The 17,365-nt window shown below is 70.7% G+C and carries 15 protein-coding genes; 4 read left to right on the forward strand and 11 right to left on the reverse strand.

Annotation, left to right across the window (positions count from 1 at the left end; genetic code table 11):
- Positions 1–70: 70 nt before the first annotated feature.
- The 7 genes from LDO26_RS03010 to LDO26_RS03040 form a co-directional block, all read right to left on the reverse strand.
- Positions 71–1,468: a septal ring lytic transglycosylase RlpA family protein gene (locus tag LDO26_RS03010; RefSeq protein WP_232129696.1), complete on the reverse strand. Its 1,398-nt coding sequence runs from the start codon at positions 1,466–1,468 to the stop codon at positions 71–73.
- Entirely contained in the window at positions 1,468–2,598 is a 1,131-nt protein-coding gene (gene mltB, locus LDO26_RS03015; RefSeq protein WP_232129591.1) for a lytic murein transglycosylase B, read from the reverse strand. Before mltB ends, LDO26_RS03010 begins: the two co-directional genes overlap by 1 nt.
- Before the next feature lie 126 nt (positions 2,599–2,724).
- Positions 2,725–3,837, reverse strand: coding sequence for a rod shape-determining protein RodA (gene rodA / locus LDO26_RS03020; protein WP_232129592.1), 1,113 nt, complete (start codon positions 3,835–3,837; stop codon positions 2,725–2,727).
- Positions 3,834–5,840 (reverse strand): penicillin-binding protein 2, encoded by a 2,007-nt coding sequence (mrdA, locus tag LDO26_RS03025; protein ID WP_343226150.1) that lies wholly within the window; start codon positions 5,838–5,840, stop codon positions 3,834–3,836. The genes rodA and mrdA overlap by 4 nt, the downstream gene beginning before the upstream one ends.
- Before the next feature lie 6 nt (positions 5,841–5,846).
- Positions 5,847–6,326, reverse strand: a complete 480-nt coding sequence (mreD, locus tag LDO26_RS03030) for a rod shape-determining protein MreD (RefSeq protein ID WP_232129593.1) — start codon at positions 6,324–6,326, stop codon at positions 5,847–5,849.
- Entirely contained in the window at positions 6,323–7,387 is a 1,065-nt protein-coding gene (mreC, locus tag LDO26_RS03035) for a rod shape-determining protein MreC (protein ID WP_435594020.1), read from the reverse strand. Before mreC ends, mreD begins: the two co-directional genes overlap by 4 nt.
- A 111-nt stretch (positions 7,388–7,498) precedes the next feature.
- A complete protein-coding gene (locus tag LDO26_RS03040) occupies positions 7,499–8,542 on the reverse strand; it encodes a rod shape-determining protein (protein ID WP_232129594.1) in 1,044 nt (347 codons plus the stop codon).
- Positions 8,543–8,747: 205 nt separating this feature from the next.
- On the opposite strand from LDO26_RS03040, the gene LDO26_RS03045 reads away from it, so the two are divergent.
- Positions 8,748–9,695, forward strand: coding sequence for a carbohydrate kinase family protein (locus LDO26_RS03045; RefSeq protein WP_232129595.1), 948 nt, complete (start codon positions 8,748–8,750; stop codon positions 9,693–9,695).
- Positions 9,696–9,880: 185 nt separating this feature from the next.
- Here the strand turns inward: LDO26_RS03045 and LDO26_RS03050 are convergent, their stop codons facing one another.
- Complete coding sequence (locus tag LDO26_RS03050) at positions 9,881–10,402, reverse strand: hypothetical protein (protein ID WP_232129596.1); 522 nt, start codon at positions 10,400–10,402, stop codon at positions 9,881–9,883.
- Positions 10,403–10,672: 270 nt separating this feature from the next.
- Between LDO26_RS03050 and LDO26_RS03055 the strand changes: the two genes are divergently transcribed.
- Positions 10,673–12,202: an MATE family efflux transporter gene (locus LDO26_RS03055; protein ID WP_232129597.1), complete on the forward strand. Its 1,530-nt coding sequence runs from the start codon at positions 10,673–10,675 to the stop codon at positions 12,200–12,202.
- A gap of 107 nt (positions 12,203–12,309) precedes the next feature.
- Positions 12,310–12,792, forward strand: coding sequence for a hypothetical protein (locus tag LDO26_RS03060; protein WP_232129598.1), 483 nt, complete (start codon positions 12,310–12,312; stop codon positions 12,790–12,792).
- Positions 12,793–12,951: 159 nt separating this feature from the next.
- On the opposite strand, the gene LDO26_RS03065 is transcribed toward LDO26_RS03060, so the two are convergent.
- A complete protein-coding gene (locus LDO26_RS03065) occupies positions 12,952–13,773 on the reverse strand; it encodes an MmyB family transcriptional regulator (protein WP_232129599.1) in 822 nt (273 codons plus the stop codon).
- A 121-nt stretch (positions 13,774–13,894) separates the two neighbouring features.
- On the opposite strand from LDO26_RS03065, the gene LDO26_RS03070 reads away from it, so the two are divergent.
- Positions 13,895–14,299 (forward strand): hypothetical protein, encoded by a 405-nt coding sequence (locus LDO26_RS03070; RefSeq protein WP_232129600.1) that lies wholly within the window; start codon positions 13,895–13,897, stop codon positions 14,297–14,299.
- A 45-nt stretch (positions 14,300–14,344) separates the two neighbouring features.
- On the opposite strand, the gene LDO26_RS03075 is transcribed toward LDO26_RS03070, so the two are convergent.
- Positions 14,345–15,076 (reverse strand): hypothetical protein, encoded by a 732-nt coding sequence (locus LDO26_RS03075; protein WP_232129601.1) that lies wholly within the window; start codon positions 15,074–15,076, stop codon positions 14,345–14,347.
- A gap of 228 nt (positions 15,077–15,304) precedes the next feature.
- On the reverse strand, positions 15,305–17,320 hold the full coding sequence (locus LDO26_RS03080; protein ID WP_232129602.1) for a M1 family metallopeptidase: 2,016 nt from the start codon (positions 17,318–17,320) through the stop codon (positions 15,305–15,307).
- Positions 17,321–17,365: the final 45 nt, after the last annotated feature.

Raw genomic sequence — 17,365 nt, forward strand, 5'->3', positions numbered from 1 at the left:
GGGCGGAACTCCGGAATGCCGGCCACGGCAGGCCGACGGGTGACAGACAGGTTCAATCGCGGGCCGCGGATCAGTCGCGGACCACGGTAGGCGCGCCGAAGCCGAGGCCGGCGACGCGCGAGGACATCTCGGCGACGCGGGCCGCGTCCAGCGGCCCGACGCGCAGGCGCCAGACGGGCTTGCCGGCGGCCTGGCCACCGTGCAGCGCGGCACCGGCGATGCCGGCCCCACGCAACTGCGCCAGCGCACGCTCGGCATTGGCACGCGCCCCGAAGGCCGCGACCTGCAGGGTCACGCCGGCCGATGCCGCCGGAGCCGGAGCCGGGGCCGCAACAGCGGCGGGGGGCGACGGCGCTGCAGGCGTGGAAGCCGTCGGCGCCGCGGCCGCGACCGGCGTTTCGGGCGCCGGATGGATCGGCACCTGGCGACCGTTCTCCAGCCGCAGGCCGCGCGCAGCAAGCCATGCGTCGAAATCGTCGGCGGTCATGACCCGCCCGTCCTGGTACATGTTGAAACGCCCGTCGCCGGCATGCGGCGCGGGCGACGGCGCCGGACGCTCGCCGGCCTGGGCACTGGCGATCGGCAGGGCCTCGACGATGGCGTCGATGACGGTGGCCGTCCCGCTCGCCGCTGCAGGCGCCGCGGGCGGCGCGGCAGCGGGCGCCGTGGCAACGGCCGCACGAGTGTTGCGGCGCGCGGCGCGGCGCGACGCCGGCGCGGTGGCGACCTGCGAAGCGGGCACCGGCACCACGTCGGGTGCAGGCGCGGGCGTGGCGGCGACCGCGTCGTAGCCATGGCGCGCATCCTCGCCCGGGCTCAGCGCGCGCACCTCCACCCGCCCGGTGCCGGCCGGATGGACGCCGATCTTCACCGCCGCCGCATAGCTCAGGTCGACGACGCGGCCTTCGTGGAACGGGCCGCGGTCGTTGACCCGCACGATCACCGATTGCCCGGTATCGAGGTTGGTCACCCGGGCGAAGCTGGGCAGCGGCAGCGACTTGTGCGCGGCGGTGAACGCGTACATGTCGTAGACCTCCTGGTTGGAGGTGCGGCGGCCGTGGAACTTGGCACCGTAGTACGACGCGGTGCCGGTCTCGACGAACTCGCTGTGATCGTCGAGCACGTGGTACTCCTTGCCCAGCACCCGGTACGGCGAACGGTTGCCGACCGGCGAGCGCGGCAGGTCGACCACCTCCGGCTCGGGGATCAGGTCGACGTTGGGCAGGTAGTCCGGCAGCGAGTCCGGCACACCGGGCCGGTACAGGCCGCCGGCGGTGTAGTGGCCGCGCGTCGAGGGGTCCTCCTGCGCAGGCGGATACGGCGACACCCGGCGGGTGCCGGGTGCATGCGCGGTGCCCGCGGCGGCCGGCGCCGCGACGCGCGTCGCGGCGGTACCGTCGGACTTCTTCTGCGTACCGGCGCAGCCCGCCAGCAGGACGACCGCCGCCAGCGGCAGCAGCCATCGCATCACGGACCGACCCCGGCGCGGATCGCCTGCGCCAGCTGATGCACCGACAGCGAATACATGGGCGAGCGGTTGTAGCGGGTGATCACGTAGAAATTGCGGTAGGCCAGCCAGTACTCCATGCCGGCGTCGCCATCGAGCGACAGCAGGGTCGCGCCCTCGGCGACCGGCTCGCCCGGCAGCGGCCGGTAGCCGCGCGCGGCAAGATCCTCGAGCGGATACACCGGCTCCCAGTTCTCGGGCTTGAAGTCCGCGGCCGACGGGTCGCGCTGCGCGCGGGCGACCACGGGGCCGCCACGCTCCCAGCCATGGACCACGAAATAGTTGGCGATCGAGGCGAACACGTCGGGCTTGTGGGTCAGCAGGTCGCGGCGGCCGTCGCCGTCGCCGTCCTGTGCCCACAGCCGATAGCTCGACGGCATGAACTGGCCCATGCCCATCGCGCCGGCATAGCTGCCCTTGAGCTGCAGGATGTCGAGCTGCGGTTCGGCCTTCTCCAGCGCGAACAGCTGCGCCAGCTCGGCGGCGAAGAACGGCGCCCGCGGCGGATAGTCGAAGCCCAGCGTGACCAGCGCGTCGATCACCTTCCAGTTGCCGGTGATGCGCCCGTAACTGGTTTCCACCCCGATGATCGCGACGATGTACTCGGCCGGCACGCCGGTCCCGGCGGCGACCCGGTCGAGCGCGGCGCGGTTCTCGCGGTAGAACGCCACGCCGCCGTTGATGCGCGCGTCGTTGATGAAGATCGGGCGGTAGTCGCGCCACGGGCGCACGGCCTCGGCCGGGCGGCTGATCGCGGTGAGGATCGGCTGCTGCACCGTGGCCTGGGCCAGTACGCGGCGGATGTGCGCCGGGTCGACGCCATAGGTCTGCGCGGTCCAGGCGACGAAGTTGTCGACGCGCTGCGCGCGCGGGATCGCCGGATCGGTCACCGACGCGGGCGCGCTCGGCCGCTCCTCGGGCTGCGGGACGCTGGGCAGCAGTGCGCCGGCCGGTCGTTCCGGCTCGGGCAGCGGCGTGATCGCCTCGTAGTCGTCGGCTTGCGCCGCGGAAGGATTGACCGGGGTGACGCAGGCCACGAGGGCGAGCGGCAGCAGTCCAGCGGCGAGTCGGAAATACGGGCGTCGGCTCATCGGGCGCGAGGTTAGCATGCAGGCGCGCAACGTCGGCAACCACGTGCGCGCCACGGTTTCGCTGCGGTCAGGCTCGGCGTCGCGGCCGGCGGCGTTTCTTCCCGAAATTTCCCCCGGCGGTATTGCTCAGCGGCGTTTCTGCCGGTTGCCCGACGCGACCGCCATGACCACGCCGAAACCCGCCAGCAGCGACACCGCCGCGGTGCCGCCGAAACTCAGCAGCGGCATCGGCACGCCGACTACCGGCAGCAGGCCGGAGATCATGCCGCCGTTGACGATGACGTAGACGAACATCGCCAGCCCGAGGCTGCCGACCAGCAGCCGCGAGAAGCCGTCGCGGCCCTCGCTGGCGATCCACAGGCAGCGGCCGACGACGAACAGGTACAAGGCCAGGGTGACGACGACGCCGAACCAGCCGAACTCCTCGCTGAGCACCGCGAACACGAAGTCGGTGGTGTGCTCGGGCACGTAGTTCAGGTGCGACTGCGAGCCGTCGCCCCAGCCCTGCCCGCGCAACCCGCCCGAGCCGATCGCGATCTTCGACTGGATGATGTTCCAGCCGGTGCCCAGCGGATCGGATTCGGGATCGAGGAAGGTCAGGATGCGGTCCTTCTGGTACTGCTGCAGGTAGAACAGCCAGGCCAGCGGCGCGCCCGCCGCCGCGATCGCCGCGCCGCCGGCGAACCACCACCAGGACAGGCCGGCCAGGTACAGCGCGAACGCACCGCCGGACGCGACCAGGATCGCGGTGCCGAAGTCGGGCTGCAGCAGCACCAGACCGGTCGGCACGCCGATGATCGCCAGCGTCACCGCGACCGTGCCCAGCCGGGGCGGCATCGCGTTCTGGCCCAGCCACCAGGCCGCCATCATCGGCAGCGACAGCTTCATCAGCTCGGCCGGCTGGACGTAGAACACGCCCAGGTTCAGCCAGTGCTGGCCGCTGCGCCCGGTGCCGACGAACAGCACCGCCACCAGCGGCAGCAGCGACGCCGCGTAGACCAGCGGCGTGAACCTCCGCAGCTGGATCGCCGGGATCCGCGACAGCAGCCACATCGCGCCGAGGCCGACGCCGTAGCGCGAGGCCTGCGAGGCGACCATCGCCGTGTTCTGCCCGCTGGCGCTGTGCAGCACCGCCAGGCCGATGCCCATCAGCGCCAGCAGCGCGGCCAGCAGCGGCCAGTCGAGGGTGCGCACGAAGCGGTGCAGCATGTCCAGCAGCCAGCGCAGGATCACGTTCATCGCGGCGCCACCCCGGGGAACTGCCCGTTGGCGTCGCGCGGCACGGTGCGCACGCCGCCGGTCACCGTGTCGAACGACGGCTCGGCCTCCAGCACCGCGCCGGGATTGGCCGCGACCACCGTGCGCGGCGCGCCGGTGGCCGGGTCGATCTCGATCTCCGGCATCCTGCCCAGCAGCCATGCGTCGAAGATCTTGCGTGCGATCGGCGCGGCGATGGTGCCGCCGTAGCCGCCGTGCTCGACGATGACCGACAGCGCGATCGTCGGGTTCTCCGCCGGCGCGTAGCCGACGAACAGCGCCTGGTGGCGCAGGTGGTAGGGCAGGTTGCGCGGATCCATGCTGGCGCTGCCGCGGCGGCTGACGCGCTGCGCGGTGCCGGTCTTGCCGGCCATGCGGTACTCGGCGCCGATCGCCATGCGGGTGCCGGTGCCGCGACCGTGGATCGTGTTGATCATGCCCTCCTGGACCGCGCGCAGGTGGTCGGGCCGCTCGGTGATCGGGTGCGGCGCGGGCCGCGCGACCGCGGTCCACGGCGCGTCGAAACCATCGCGCCGCTCCGCCGCCAGGTGCAGCGGGTGGAGCTCCCCGCCGTTGGCGATCGCCGCGGTGCCGCGCGCGAGCTGCAGCGCGGTCGCGATCCAGTAGCCCTGGCCGATGCCGGCGATGACCGTCTCGCCGGCATACCAGGGCTCGCGCGAGCGGCTGGCCTTGAACGCCGGCGACGGCACCACGCCGGGGTTCTCGCCAAGCAGGTCGATGCCGGTCGGCTGGCCGAAGCCGTAGACCGCCATGTACTGGTCGAAGCGCTCGATGCCCATCTCGTAGGCGAGCTGGTAGTAGTAGTAGTTGATCGAGCGCGCGATCGAATCGCGCAGGTCGGTCCAGCCGGCGCCGCGCGCGGCGTCGCGGTAGCCGCGGCGCTGGCCGGGGATGAAGAACTCGCCGGTCGAGAACACCCGGCTGGCCGGCGTGCGCAGGCCGCTGTCGACCCCGGCCAGGGCGACGAAGGGCTTGATCGTCGAGCCGGGCGGGCCGCCGCCGAGCACGTTGCGGTTGAACAGCGGCCGCGCCGGGTCGTCCATCAGCCGGCGGTAGTCGGCATGCGAGATGCCGTTGACGAACAGGTTGGGGTCGAAGCTGGGCAGGCTGACCATGCCCAGCACGTCGCCGGTCGCCGGGTCCACCGCCACCGCCGAGCCGTGCAGGCCGCCGAAGGCCAGCACCATCGCCTGCTGCAGGTCGGCGTCGACGCTCAGCCGCAGGTCGGTGCCGGCGGTCGCCGGCTGCAGTCCGAGCCGGCGCAGCGCGCGGCCCTCGACGTTGGTCTCGACCTGTTCGTAGCCGATGCTGCCGCGCAGGATGTCGTCGTAGTAGCGCTCCAGCCCGGTGCGGCCGGTCTGCGGGAACAGCAGGTGCGCGGCGCCGTAGCGCGCCACGTCGTTGTCGTCGGTGCGACCGACGTAGCCGACCACGTGCGCGAACAGGTCGCCGTAGGGATAGTGGCGGTTGAGGTAGGGCACGACCTCGACGCCGGGGAAGCGCCACTGGTTCAGCGCGAAGCGCGCCATCTCGTCCTCGCTGACCCGCAGCTTCAGGGTCACCGCGTGGAAGCCGCGCTTGGCCCGGCGCTCACGCTCGAAGCGGGCGATGTCGTCGGGCGACAGGGCGATGATCCGCGACAGCTCGGCCACCAGCACGCGCGGGTCGCCGGCGTCCTCGGGGGTCACGTCGAGCCGGTAGGCCTGTTCGTTGTCGGCGAGGATGCGGCCCTTGCGGTCGTAGATCAGCCCGCGTCCGGGCACCACGGGCCGCGGCTTGATGCGGTTGGCCTCCGAGCGCGTGGCGTAGAGGTCGTGGTCGACGACCTGCAGCTTGAAGTACCAGCCGGCCAGGCCGCCGATCGCGAGCACCACGACGGCGAAGCCGATCAGCGCGCGCTGCCGGAACGTCGCCGCCTCGACGGCGTTGTCGCGGATGTTGCGGCTGGCGCGCCGTTTCGCCATCGCCGCTCAGGCCTTGCGCCCGAAGCGCAGCGCGTCCAGCACCAGATAGACCGGTGCCCACAGCAGCATGCCGACCAGCGGCGCCAGCCAGTAGGTCCACGGCAGCTGCGGCACGCCCAGCGCCAGATGCACCGCCGCGCTGACCACCCGGTCGTTGAGCAGCAGGCCGCCGACCACCAGCGCCTGCTGCGCCAGCGGGAAGAACCGCAGCTGCGAGCGGAAGCGCTGCAGGATGAAGCTCATCACCACCAGCCGCAGCGCCTGCTCGCCGAGCAGGCCGCCGAACGCGAGGTCGCCGACCAGCCCCAGCGCGAACGCGACCCCGAGGCCGACCCGCTCGGGCGCTTCGAGCACCCAGTAGGCGACCGCCAGCGCCAGCCAGAACGGACGCAGCGGCTGCAGTTCCGCGGGCAGCGGCAGCAGTCCCAGCAACAGCGCGAGCAGCACGCTGGCCGGCAGCAGCCAGGGATTGCGACGCCGGCTCACCGGCGCTCCCCCGCGGGCGGCGTTGCCGGCGCGCCGGACGTGGATGGCGAAACGTCCGCGGGCGCCGGCACCGCGTCGTCGGCAGGCGTGGCGCCCGGCGGCGCGCTTTCCGCCTGCGCCCCGTCCGTCGCGGCCGCATCGGCATCCCCGGTTGCCGCCGCAGCCGCCTCGGCCTCGGCCCGCGCAGCGGCTTCGGCATCGAGATCGGCGGTGGTCACCGGTACGATCAGGTCGCGCAACAGCAGCACGTCGCGGCCGCGATCGAGCTGTGCCGCCGGTTCCAGGTCGCCGACCAGGAAGGCGCGGCTGTCGTCGGGCTCCAGCGCAGTGATCGTGCCGACCGGAAAACCCGGCGGGAAGCGCCCGCCCAGGCCCGAGGTCACCACGGTATCGCCGACCTCGACATCGGCCGACAACGGCACGTGCCGCAGCAGCAGCCGGTCGGCGCGGCCGCTGCCGTAGGCGACCAGGCGCACGCCGTTGCGGGCGATCAGCACCGGCACCGCATGCTCGAGATCGGTCAGCAGCAGCACCGTCGCCGTCGACGGGGTCACCGAGATCACCTGCCCGAGCAACCCGCCGGCGTCGATCACGCTCTGGCCCTCGCGCACGCCGTTGCGGCTGCCGGCGTTGAGCAGCAGGCGCTGGCGCGTGGGGTCCTGGTCGACATTGAGGATCGGTGCCAGCTGCACGTCGAGGCTGCCCTGCTCCACCGCGCCCAGCAGGCTGCGCAGGCGCGCGTTCTCGACCGCCTCGACCCGCAGCCGGGCCTGGCCGGCGTTGAGCACCAGCAACTCGTTGCGCAGGCGGCGGTTGTCGGCGGCCAGCTGGGAACGGGTCGCGGCGTCGTTGCGCACGCTCTCGCCCAGCCGCGACGGCAGGCCGGCCAGCCACCACAGCGGCTGCATCGCGATACTGGCGTGGTCGCGGAACTGGGTCAGCCAGCCGCCGCGGTGGTCGGCGACGATCAGCCCCAGCGACAGTGCCAGGTACGCCAGCAGCCGCAGGGTGCCGGCGACATCGCCGGGCCTGGGAGCGGGGGATCTGGCATGGGAAGACATGGAAGGGCCGGGATTGGGGAGTCGGGAATGGGGATTGGGAACGGCACGGCCCCCGTCACGCTACCGCACCGTCCCGAGCCCTCGGCGCGGGCCGATGCCCGGCCCGCGACCTCACTCGGCAGCGAAGAACTCGTTGCCGTGCAGGTCCAGCAGCTCCAGCGCACGGCCACCGCCGCGGGCGACGCAGGTCAGCGGGTCCTCGGCGACCTGCACGTGCAGGCCGGTGGCCTCGCTGATCAGGCGGTCGAGGTCGCGCAGCAGCGCGCCGCCGCCGGTCAGCACGATGCCGCGCTCGGCGACGTCGGCGCACAGCTCCGGCGGGGTCTGCTCCAGCGCCTGCTTGACCGCCTCGACGATGCCCGACAGCGGCTCGCGCAGCGCGTCGAGCACCTCGCTGGAGCTGATCGTGATGACCTTGGGCACGCCTTCGGCCAGGTGCCGGCCCGACACCTCGATCTCGACGACCGGATCCTGCGGATACGCGCAGCCGATCTCCAGCTTGATCCGCTCGGCGGTCGCGTCGCCGATCAGCATGCCGTGGTTGCGGCGCACGTAGTTGATGATCGACTCGTCGAACCGGTCGCCGCCGATGCGCGCCGACTGCGAGTAGACGATGCCGTTGAGCGCGATCACCGCGACCTCGGTGGTGCCGCCGCCGATGTCCACGACCATCGAGCCGCGCGCCTCGGTGACCGGCAGGCCGGCGCCGATCGCGGCCGCCATCGGCTCCTCGATCAGCGACACCTCGCGCGCGCCCGCTTCCAGCGCCGAGTCCTTGATCGCGCGCTTCTCGACCTGGGTCGAGCCGGCCGGCACGCAGATCAGCACCCGCGGGCTGGGCCGCAGGAAGCGCGACTTGTGCACCTTCTTGATGAAGTACTTGAGCATCTCCTCGGTGTAGGTGAAATCGGCGATCACGCCGTCCTTCATCGGGCGATGGGTGGTGATGTTGCCGGGGGTGCGGCCGAGCATCTGCTTGGCCTCCGAGCCCACGGCGGCGACGACCTTCTGGCCGGCGCTGCGGTCCTGGCGCACGGCCACGACCGACGGCTCGTTGAGCACGATGCCCTGGCCGCGGACGAAGATGAGGGTGTTGGCGGTGCCCAGGTCGATGGACAGATCATTGGAGAACAGACCGCGGAACTTCTTGAACATCGGAAAGGGGCGTCCGGGAGGGTGCTGCAGGGCGGGCTAGCCTAGCAAAAAAGCCGCCGTCCCGCGGCCCCGGGACGCCCCGGATTGCGCTCGCGCGGCGGCCGCGGGCCGTGCCCGCCGGGCCCCGCCCGGACACCGCCGCGCTGGCCCGGGCCACCCCGGCGGGCTAACCTATCGCCCACTCCCCGCTACGAGCTGCGCGCCGATGTCTGCACTGATCTGTGGTTCCCTGGCCTACGACACCATCATGGTGTTCCCCGACCAGTTCAAGAACCACATCCTGCCCGACAAGGTGCACATCCTGAACGTCTCGTTCCTGGTACCACGGATGCGCCGCGAGTTCGGCGGCTGCGCCGGCAACATCGCCTACAACCTCAAGCTGCTCGGCGGCGACCCGATCCCGATGGGCACCGTCGGCCAGGATTTCGGCCCCTACCGCGAATGGTTCGAGGAGCTGGGCATCGACCTGTCGCAGATCCGCGAGATCCCGGACCTGTTCACGCCGCAGGCCTTCATCACCACCGACCACGACAACAACCAGATCACCGCCTTCCACCCGGGCGCGATGATGCGCAGCCACGAGAACCACGTGAAGGACGTGCCCGGGGTGACCATCGGCCTGGTCGGCCCCGACGGCCGCGAGGGCATGCTGCAGAACGCGCGCGAGTTCTTCGATGGCGGGGTGCCGTTCGTGTTCGACCCGGGCCAGGCGATGCCGCTGTTCAACGGCGAGGAACTGCGCCAGTTCATCGAGCTGGCCAATTACGTGATCGTCAACGACTACGAGTCCAACCTGCTGCAGGAACGCACCGGCTGGGACGAGACGGTCATCGCCGGCAAGGTCACCGCCTATATCTGCACGCGCGGGCCCAAGGGCGTGGTGATCCATGCCGAAGGCACCACCCACGACGTGCCGCCTGCGCACGAGCGCCGGGTCACCGACCCGACCGGCTGCGGCGACGCCTTCCGCGCCGGCCTGCTGTTCGGCATCGAGAAGGGCTACGACTGGCCGACCATCGGCCGCATCGGCAACCTGATGGGCGCCCTCAAGGTCGAGCACCCCGGCACCCAGAACCAGCGCTTCGACTACGAGGAATTCTCGCTGCAGTTCCGGCAGCAGTTCGGGTATTCGCTGGAGAGCAAGAACGGCTGAGCTTGGCCGGCATTGCGAGGTAGAAAGATCAGGGCGCCGAATCGGCGCCCTGATCGGTATGAGCAATCCAAAGGCGTGTGGCCCTCTTACGCAAAGTTGCGTTCAAGTTAACCTGTAACCGTTGTTTGAACCGTTATTTCTCGGAACCATTATTTCTCAACCGTAGCTTGAAGGAATTCGCTTGGCTAGCGCTTGCGGTTCACGCTTCGCAGACCAATGACAGGTACGCCAAGCAGAATGCCGAAGAGGCCACCAAAGAACGCCCCTTGGATAAAGTTGCCTTCAAGGTAGGTCGTAGTAGCGCCGCCAATCAAACAGAACGTCGCCACTGACGCGAGAAGCTGATAGCCCCCAGGAACGCTGGAGGCGAACGCAGACTTAAATAAAACGAAATAGACAGGAAAAGACAGTGCTATCGCACCTGCCAAGAATACGAACGGGCCAAAGAAGATCAGCAGGATGGCAGCCGAGCTTCCGAATGAACCATCACCGGGCGGACTGACAGCGGTATCACTGTATTTTGCGGATGATATAGCCGTCTGAGCGATGTCGATAAAGAAGCAGACGAGAAGCAGCAACACGAGCGCAAGCAGGCCCCCTGACAGCATGGAGAGAACGACCATGAGCAGCTTTCTTGCTTTCATCCCAAGCTCGATTGATCGCGTGGCTTCCGGGGTGAAGCACTCTCCGGGCATGTCCACATTCATCCAGAATGAAGCTGAGATCCCGCGAGGCGGATTATGGGAAAGCAGTTGGAAACTGTCAGGCCACACACCCCATCCCCCGCCTGCAGATGTTATCAGGACTGCGGGTCGTAGCCGAAGACGCGCCGGCTAACGGTGTCGGGCCAACGGTGTCAGATTCACTTCCCACCACTTCCCAACGCGCGGTCGGTTCCTTGAACACGATACCGCTGGCCGCGTGCCCTGGCACCGCGCCTACACGACGTCGACCCCGCAACCCCGTACGCTTGCCCGATGCCGACCGCCGCACCAACCAAGACCCCGCGCGACCTGACCACCGGTCCCATCGCCCCGACCCTGTTCCTGTTCGCGCTGCCGATCCTCGGCGGCAACGTGCTGCAGTCGATGAACGGCTCGGTCAACGCGGTCTGGATCGGCCGCTTCCTCGGCGAGGACGCGCTGGCGGCGATCGCCAATGCCAACAACATCCTGTTCTTCCTGCTCGGCGCGGTGTTCGGCGTCGGCATGGCGGCGACGATCCTGGTCGCGCAGGCGATCGGCCGCGGCGACCTCGGCGAGGCCAAGCGCGTCATCGGCACCAGTGCGACGTTCTTCATCTCGACCTCGGTGCTGATCGCGCTGGCCGGGCTGCCGCTGTCGCGGCTGGTGCTGGAATGGATGGGCACGCCTGCCGGCGCGTTGGCGCATGCCGACGCCTACCTCAAGATCATCTTCCTGGCGGTGCCGTTCCTGTACACGCTGGCGTTCCTGTCGGCGATCCTGCGCGGCGCCGGCGATGCGCGCACCCCGTTCCTGTTCCTGCTGCTGGTGGTCGCGCTCGACATCGTGCTGGTGCCGCTGCTGCTGTTCGGCATCGGCCCGTTCCCGGAGATGGGCATGGCCGGCGCGGCGACCGCCAACCTGGTCGCCAACGCGCTGAGCCTGGCGGCGATGCTGGCCTGGCTGCGCCACCGCCGGCACCGGCTGTGGATCAGCCGCCACGAACGCGGCCTCTACCGTCCGGACTGGACCATCGTGCGTGCGCTGGTGGTCAAGGGCGTGCCGATGGGCGTGCAGATGGTGATGCTGTCGGCGGCGATGATCGCGATGATCTCGATGGTCAACGCCCACGGCATCGAGACCACGGCGGCCTACGGCGCCGCGCTGCAGCTGTGGACCTACGTGCAGATGCCGGCGATGGCGATCGGTGCGGCGTGTTCGACGATGGCCGCGCAGAATGTCGGTGCGGAGCGCTGGGACCGGGTGTCGGCCGTCGCGCGCCAGGGCGTGGTGTTCAACTTCCTGCTGACCGGGCTGCTGATCGCGCCGCTGATCCTGCTCGACCGCTACACCCTGGCGCTGTTCCTGCCCGAGGCCAGCGCCACGCTGGAGATCGCCCGCCACCTGAACCACATCGCGATCTGGTCGTTCCTGTTCTTCGGAGTGACCTTCGTGATGTTCGGCGTGGTGCGCTCGACCGGCGCGGTGATGCCGCCGCTGCTGATCCTGGCGCTGTCGCTGTGGGGCATCCGGGTGCCGTTCGCGACGCTGCTGCAGCCGGTGATCGGGGTCGACGCGATCTGGTGGAGTTTCCCGGCCAGCGCACTGTGCGCGATGCTGCTGTCGATCGCCTACTACCGCTGGGGCGGCTGGCGCAGCGCGCGGATGCTGCCGCGCGAACGGCGCGCCGAGATCGCGATCCCCGCCGAGGTGCCGGGGCAGCCGCCTGCGCCGGTCGCGGACATGCCGCCGGAGGACGGCGAGACCGACAGCATCGCCGCGGCGCCCGGCCCCACAGCCACGCAGCCGGCCCGGGGCAACTGAACCGTCCGGGACCCGCGACCGGCCACGCCTTGACCCCGGCCGATGGCGGTGCCATCCCTGACGGCAGGGCATCGTGGTTCCGATGCCGCCCCGCTTCAGGAGGTCCCATGCGCACGTCCACCATCCGCCTGTTCGCCGCCGCGCTGGCACTCGCCTCGACCGCGGCCGCCGCGCAGCAACTGCGCAGGCCGCCCGATCCGCCACCGACCCCGACCGTGCTGCAACCGACCACGCCTGCGCCGACCGGCACCGCGACGCTGCAGCCACCGCCGTCGACGCCGGTACGCACGCTGTCGGACGACGTGACCCGCCCGGTGACGCCGAACCCGGCACTGTCGCCGCGCGAGCGCTGCCTGCAGACCGCCGGCCAGGCCATCCAGCCGCCGTCGGACAACCGCGTCGCCGCATCTCAGCGACGACTGGCCGCGACCGAGGTGCAGCGCACCGCGCGCAATGCCGACGCCACCGACCCCACCGACCAGTCGGGCCTGCGCGCGCAACGCAACGCACAGCAGCGCGCGATCGTGCGCGAGCGCAACGCCGCCAACCAGCAACTCTCGCTGGCGCAGCGCAACTGTATCGGCGAGTGAACCCGGAGCACTTGCCGCGACTGCCCGGCAAGTGCTCGGCACGGGTTCCGCGGCATCACCTCCCGGCAGTCGCATCGCACGCCGCCCGCGTCGATGCTGGCGACTCCCGCCCCCTGGCGTCCCCCGTGCCGCGGCGCGCCGGCCCCTTCCCTGCCCTCTTCAGTTCGCGCTGCCGTGGTCGCCTTCCGGCAGCGCAGTGCGCATCGCCGCGGCGGTACGCGCGTCGGCGGGAAAGAACGACTCGATCGCCAGTTCCGACAGGGTGATGTCGCGCGGCGTGCCGAACACCGTCGTCGTGCTGAAGAACGACAACAGCCCGCCGTGTCCATCGTGCAACTGCAGGGGCACCACGATCGAGTCGAGCGCATCGGCCGGAACGTCGGCGTCCGCCTTGCCGTCGTCGCACGGATAGGCCTGCAATTCCGCCAGCAGCGCGGCGAGCACCGGGTCCGCGGTCGCCTGCCACTGGTGGCGCAGGCGCTCGAGCACGTGCGCGCGCCACTGCGGCAGGTTGGCGATGCGCGGCGCGACGCCGTCGGGATGCAGGCTCAGGCGCAGGACGTTCACCGGCGGCTGCAGCAGCGCCGGCGCGGCGCCGGCCAGCAATGCCGGAAACGCACGGTTGGCCGCGACCAGTTGCCAGTGCCGGTCGACGGCCAGCGCCGGATACGGCTCATGACCCGTGAGCAGCTGCTCGATCGCGACGCGCGCGGCCGCCATCGCGTCCGTGTCGAGCGGCTGCTCGCGATAGATCGGCGCATAGCCGGCCGACACCATCAGTCCGTTGCGATCGCGCAGCGGCACGTCCAGCAGCGCGCTGAGCCGCAGCAGCATCGCCCGGCTGGGCAGCGAGCGGCCGGTCTCCATGAAACTCATGTGGCGGGTCGAGATCCCCGCGCTGCCGGCGAGCTCCATCTGGGTCATGCGGCGGCGCCGCCGCCAGTCGCGCAGTCGTGCGCCGACGCTGGTGTCCAGGCTCATGCCGCGAGGGTAGCACCGCGGGCCATGCACGCCGGAACGGGCCGCTTTACCTCGCAGGTCATCGACCGCCGCGAAGCCGCCGGCCAGCATGGACGCACATCCCGACGTACAGGAGTCCGCCATGTCCCGTATCGCCCGTCCCCGCCTGCTCGGTCAGATCCTGCATGCCGACGCCCTGAGCACCGGCGCGGTGGCCGTCATCATGCTGGCCGCCGCCGCGCCGCTGGCGGCCTGGACCGCTTTGCCGGCCATGCTGCTGCAGGGCGTCGGCGTCGCGTTGCTGCCGTTCGCCGCCTGGCTGGCGTGGCTGGCGCGGCGGCCGACGCGCGGCGCGGCAGCCGTCGTGGTCGCGGTCAACGCGCTGTACGCGATCGACTGCCTGGCACTGCCGCTGCTCGGCTGGGTGCAGCCGAACGCCTTGGGATTCGCGTTCCTGCTGCTGCAGGCGGTCGTCGTCGGCGGCTTCGCCGCGAGCGCGGCATTCGCGCTGGGGCGGGCCGCGCATCGGCAGACCGCCGGTGCCTGATCAGGCCGCGGGACCGTCGTCATGGACAGCCACGCGGCGCGGCAATCAGTTCCAGGCCGGCAGGCGCCCGCGATCCAGGCCCGCGACCTCGAACACCGCGGTGCGGGTGCCGCCGGCCTTGACCGGGAATTCGATCGCCAGCGTCTTCGCCCCGTCGATCGCCCGCCACAGCGCGCGCTCGTCGTCGATGAACATCGCGATCGCCTCGTCGGTCCTCGGGCGGTTCGCGGCCATGCGCCGCGGCGCGGCGTCGTCGACGGTGACATTGACCCGGCAACTGCCGTAGCAGTCGAAATCGCCAGCCTGCAGAACGAGGTAGCTGCTGCGGCCCCACGAGGGATGGTCGCGAAAGATCAGCCGCACCTGCTTCGGCCCGCTGCCGTCGGTGTCGATGGTGTCCTTCGCATAGATCGCCGCCGACAGCTGCTGCCCGCCTTCGACGGATTCGCTGTTGTAGCTCCACAGCGCCGCGGTGCGCGCATCCTCGCGCAGGGCCTCGCCCTTGGCCCTGACCTCGTCGAACTGCAACCGCACGCGTTCCGCCGCCGCCGTGTCGGGGTAGCGCGCCAGCAGCACGTCGGCCTGGGCCTTGGCCAGCGCCCAGTTCTCGGCAGCGACGGCGGCCTCGAAGTCGCGCTCGTTCTGCGCGGCGGCCTGCTCGTTGGCCGCGGCCTGTGCCTCGGCCTGGGCGGCCGCCTGCGCCTCGCGGTCCTGGCAGGCGCCGAGGCCGAGCACCAGCAGTACGGCGGCGGCCAGCGGGAGATGGGAAGCGGTCATGCGCGGTCCTCGTGTGTTCGGCGATGCGCCATCATCGCAGCGCCGGGCATGTGGCGCGAACGTGTCCCGGCCGGCCGGGGGCAGTGATGCGCTGAGCAGCGCCTCCCCCATCCGCCCTTCGGGCACCCCCGCATGCGGGGCATTGCGCCCTTTACGGGTGGAAGGGAACGGAAGAAACGGCCGCCCCGGAAGACGACCGCTGCAGGTCATCCGTGTGGCGCTCCCGCCTCAGGGCGACGGCGCCTCGGACGTCTCCGTCGTGGCGTCCGCGGCCGGCGCAGGCGCCGGCGCCGGCTTCGCCTCGGCGATCAGCTTCTCGACCGATGCCGTGGTGATCGGGTGGTAACCCGGGCGCGCCCTGGCGAAGATCTCCTTCGCCAGCGCCAGGCCCGGCTCGGTCTGCACCAGCGCGGTGTAGATCGGCATGATCAGCTTGCGGCGGCCGACGCGCTCGGTGAACGCGGCCAGCGCGTCGTTGGCCTCGGTGTAGCCGCTGCGCACCGCCAGCGGATACCAGCGCATCGCGATCTCGCCGTTGTCGGTGCCGGTGAAGCCGTAGGCCGCGTCCAGCTGCGCCATCTGCGCGTGGGTCAGGGTCGGCGGCAGGCTGTCGAGGAAGTGCAGCCATTCCTGCGTCGACCAGGCGTCGGTGATCTGCCGCGGCGGCAGCTGCGGGCTGCCCAGCCACGCCAGGCGCGCGGAATCGACGATGCCGAAGTTGCGCGACAGCACCTGCGGCGCGTAGGCCGGAATGCCCGGGCCATAGACCCATTCCTGGATCTCGGCGTCGGTCACCGTGTCCGGGTGCTTGTCGAACAGGTTGGCCCTGGCGTAGTCGAGGAACTGTTCGGTGGTGATGCTCTGGAACGCGAAATGGTCGAAGTAGTCGCGCAGGAACGCGTCGAACACCTCGCGGCCGAAGCGCTGTTCGAGGAACTGCAGGAACCAGGCGCCCTTGTCGTAGGACACCGCGCTGAGCGCGTCGTCGGCGTCGAGCTCGGTGCCGGGCCTGACCGCCAGCGCCTGGGTCGCCTCCGGCATCGCGGCGATGCCGTCGGCCAGCGCGTTGCGGGCGATGACGTACTCCATGTCGCTGAATTCCTTGCCGTACAGCGACTCGACGATGCGGTTCTCGACGTAGCTGGTGAAACCCTCGTTGAGCCAGCCGTGCTTGGCGCTGGAGAAGGTCACCAGGTTGCCCGACCAGCTGTGCGCCAGTTCGTGGGCGATCAGCGAGACCAGCGACTTGTCGCCGACGATGACCGTCGGGGTGATGAACGACAGCCGCGGGTTCTCCATGCCGCCATAGGGGAACGACGGCGGCAGGATCAGCAGGTCGTAGCGCTCCCAGCGATACGGGCCGTACAGCGCCTCGGTGGTCTCGATCATCTTCTCGGTGTCTTCGAACTCCGCGACCGCGCGGTCGATCGTCGCCGGCTCGGCCCAGACGCCGGCGCGCCCGGAGATCGGCTTGAACACCAGGTCACCGGCGGCGATCGCCATCAGGTACGACGGGATCGGCTGCGGCATCGAGAACGTGTAGTCGCCGTCGCGTGCGGCGTCGGGGTCGTTGTCGGCGCTCATCAGCACCATCACGTCCGGGCGCGAGGTCACGTGCGCGGTGTAGGTGTAGCGGATCGCCGGCGTGTCCTGCAGCGGCACCCAGCTGCGCGCGTGGATCTGCTGCGACTGGCTGAACATGAACGGCAGTTGCCCGCCCTCGGTCATCTCCGGCGTCAGCCACTGCAGGCCGGACGCGTCGGGCGAGGTGGTGTAGGTGACGCGCACCCTGGTGTTGCGCTGGGGCGTCTCGATGGTCAGCTTGCTGCCGAGCGTGGGGTCGGCCGGTGCCAGCGCGAACTGCAGCGGCTGCCACTGGCCATCGGCCTCGCCCTCGACCTTGTCGATCGCCAGGTCGCGGGTGTCGAGCACCAGTTCGGTGGCGGTGTCGTCCTTCCACTGCAGGGTATAGGTCGCGGTGCCGGCGATGGTGCGGGCGTCGAAGTCCAGCGCGAGGTCGAGCGCGAGGTCCTCGGTGACGACCTTGTCGGGCTGGGCGTAGGAATGCTCGTCGCGGTCGGCGGTGGCGGTCACGGGCGTGTTCCGGGCTTCGGTGGCGGGGGCAGGGCTGCCTTCGGCGCCGGGCTTGCAGGCGCCGAGCGACAGCGCGGACAGGGACAGCAGCAGCAACGCGGCCAGCTGCGGGAAACCCGCCCGGCGGGGACGGATCGGGGAAGAAGGCATCGGGGGAATGCGGATCACGGGGCTACTCGGCGGTGGAGACAGCCC

It is taken from the genome of Proluteimonas luteida, assembly GCF_021191695.1.
In the GTDB taxonomy this organism is placed as follows: Bacteria; Pseudomonadota; Gammaproteobacteria; order Xanthomonadales; family Xanthomonadaceae; genus Luteimonas; species Luteimonas luteida.

What these genes read in the sequence shown, in the direction of transcription:
- LDO26_RS03010 (WP_232129696.1), bottom strand. Translation starts at nt 1,468, where the DNA reads ATGCGATGGCTGCTGCCGCTGGCGGCGGTCGTCCTGCTGGCGGGCTGC.
- mltB (WP_232129591.1), bottom strand. Translation starts at nt 2,598, where the DNA reads ATGAGCCGACGCCCGTATTTCCGACTCGCCGCTGGACTGCTGCCGCTC.
- rodA (WP_232129592.1), bottom strand. Translation starts at nt 3,837, where the DNA reads ATGAACGTGATCCTGCGCTGGCTGCTGGACATGCTGCACCGCTTCGTG.
- mrdA (WP_343226150.1), bottom strand. Translation starts at nt 5,840, where the DNA reads ATGGCGAAACGGCGCGCCAGCCGCAACATCCGCGACAACGCCGTCGAG.
- mreC (WP_435594020.1), bottom strand. Translation starts at nt 7,387, where the DNA reads ATGTCTTCCCATGCCAGATCCCCCGCTCCCAGGCCCGGCGATGTCGCC.
- LDO26_RS03040 (WP_232129594.1), bottom strand. Translation starts at nt 8,542, where the DNA reads ATGTTCAAGAAGTTCCGCGGTCTGTTCTCCAATGATCTGTCCATCGAC.
- LDO26_RS03045 (WP_232129595.1), top strand. Translation starts at nt 8,748, where the DNA reads ATGTCTGCACTGATCTGTGGTTCCCTGGCCTACGACACCATCATGGTG.
- LDO26_RS03050 (WP_232129596.1), bottom strand. Translation starts at nt 10,402, where the DNA reads ATGAATGTGGACATGCCCGGAGAGTGCTTCACCCCGGAAGCCACGCGA.
- LDO26_RS03055 (WP_232129597.1), top strand. Translation starts at nt 10,673, where the DNA reads ATGCCGACCGCCGCACCAACCAAGACCCCGCGCGACCTGACCACCGGT.
- LDO26_RS03060 (WP_232129598.1), top strand. Translation starts at nt 12,310, where the DNA reads ATGCGCACGTCCACCATCCGCCTGTTCGCCGCCGCGCTGGCACTCGCC.
- LDO26_RS03065 (WP_232129599.1), bottom strand. Translation starts at nt 13,773, where the DNA reads ATGAGCCTGGACACCAGCGTCGGCGCACGACTGCGCGACTGGCGGCGG.
- LDO26_RS03070 (WP_232129600.1), top strand. Translation starts at nt 13,895, where the DNA reads ATGTCCCGTATCGCCCGTCCCCGCCTGCTCGGTCAGATCCTGCATGCC.
- LDO26_RS03075 (WP_232129601.1), bottom strand. Translation starts at nt 15,076, where the DNA reads ATGACCGCTTCCCATCTCCCGCTGGCCGCCGCCGTACTGCTGGTGCTC.
- LDO26_RS03080 (WP_232129602.1), bottom strand. Translation starts at nt 17,320, where the DNA reads ATGCCTTCTTCCCCGATCCGTCCCCGCCGGGCGGGTTTCCCGCAGCTG.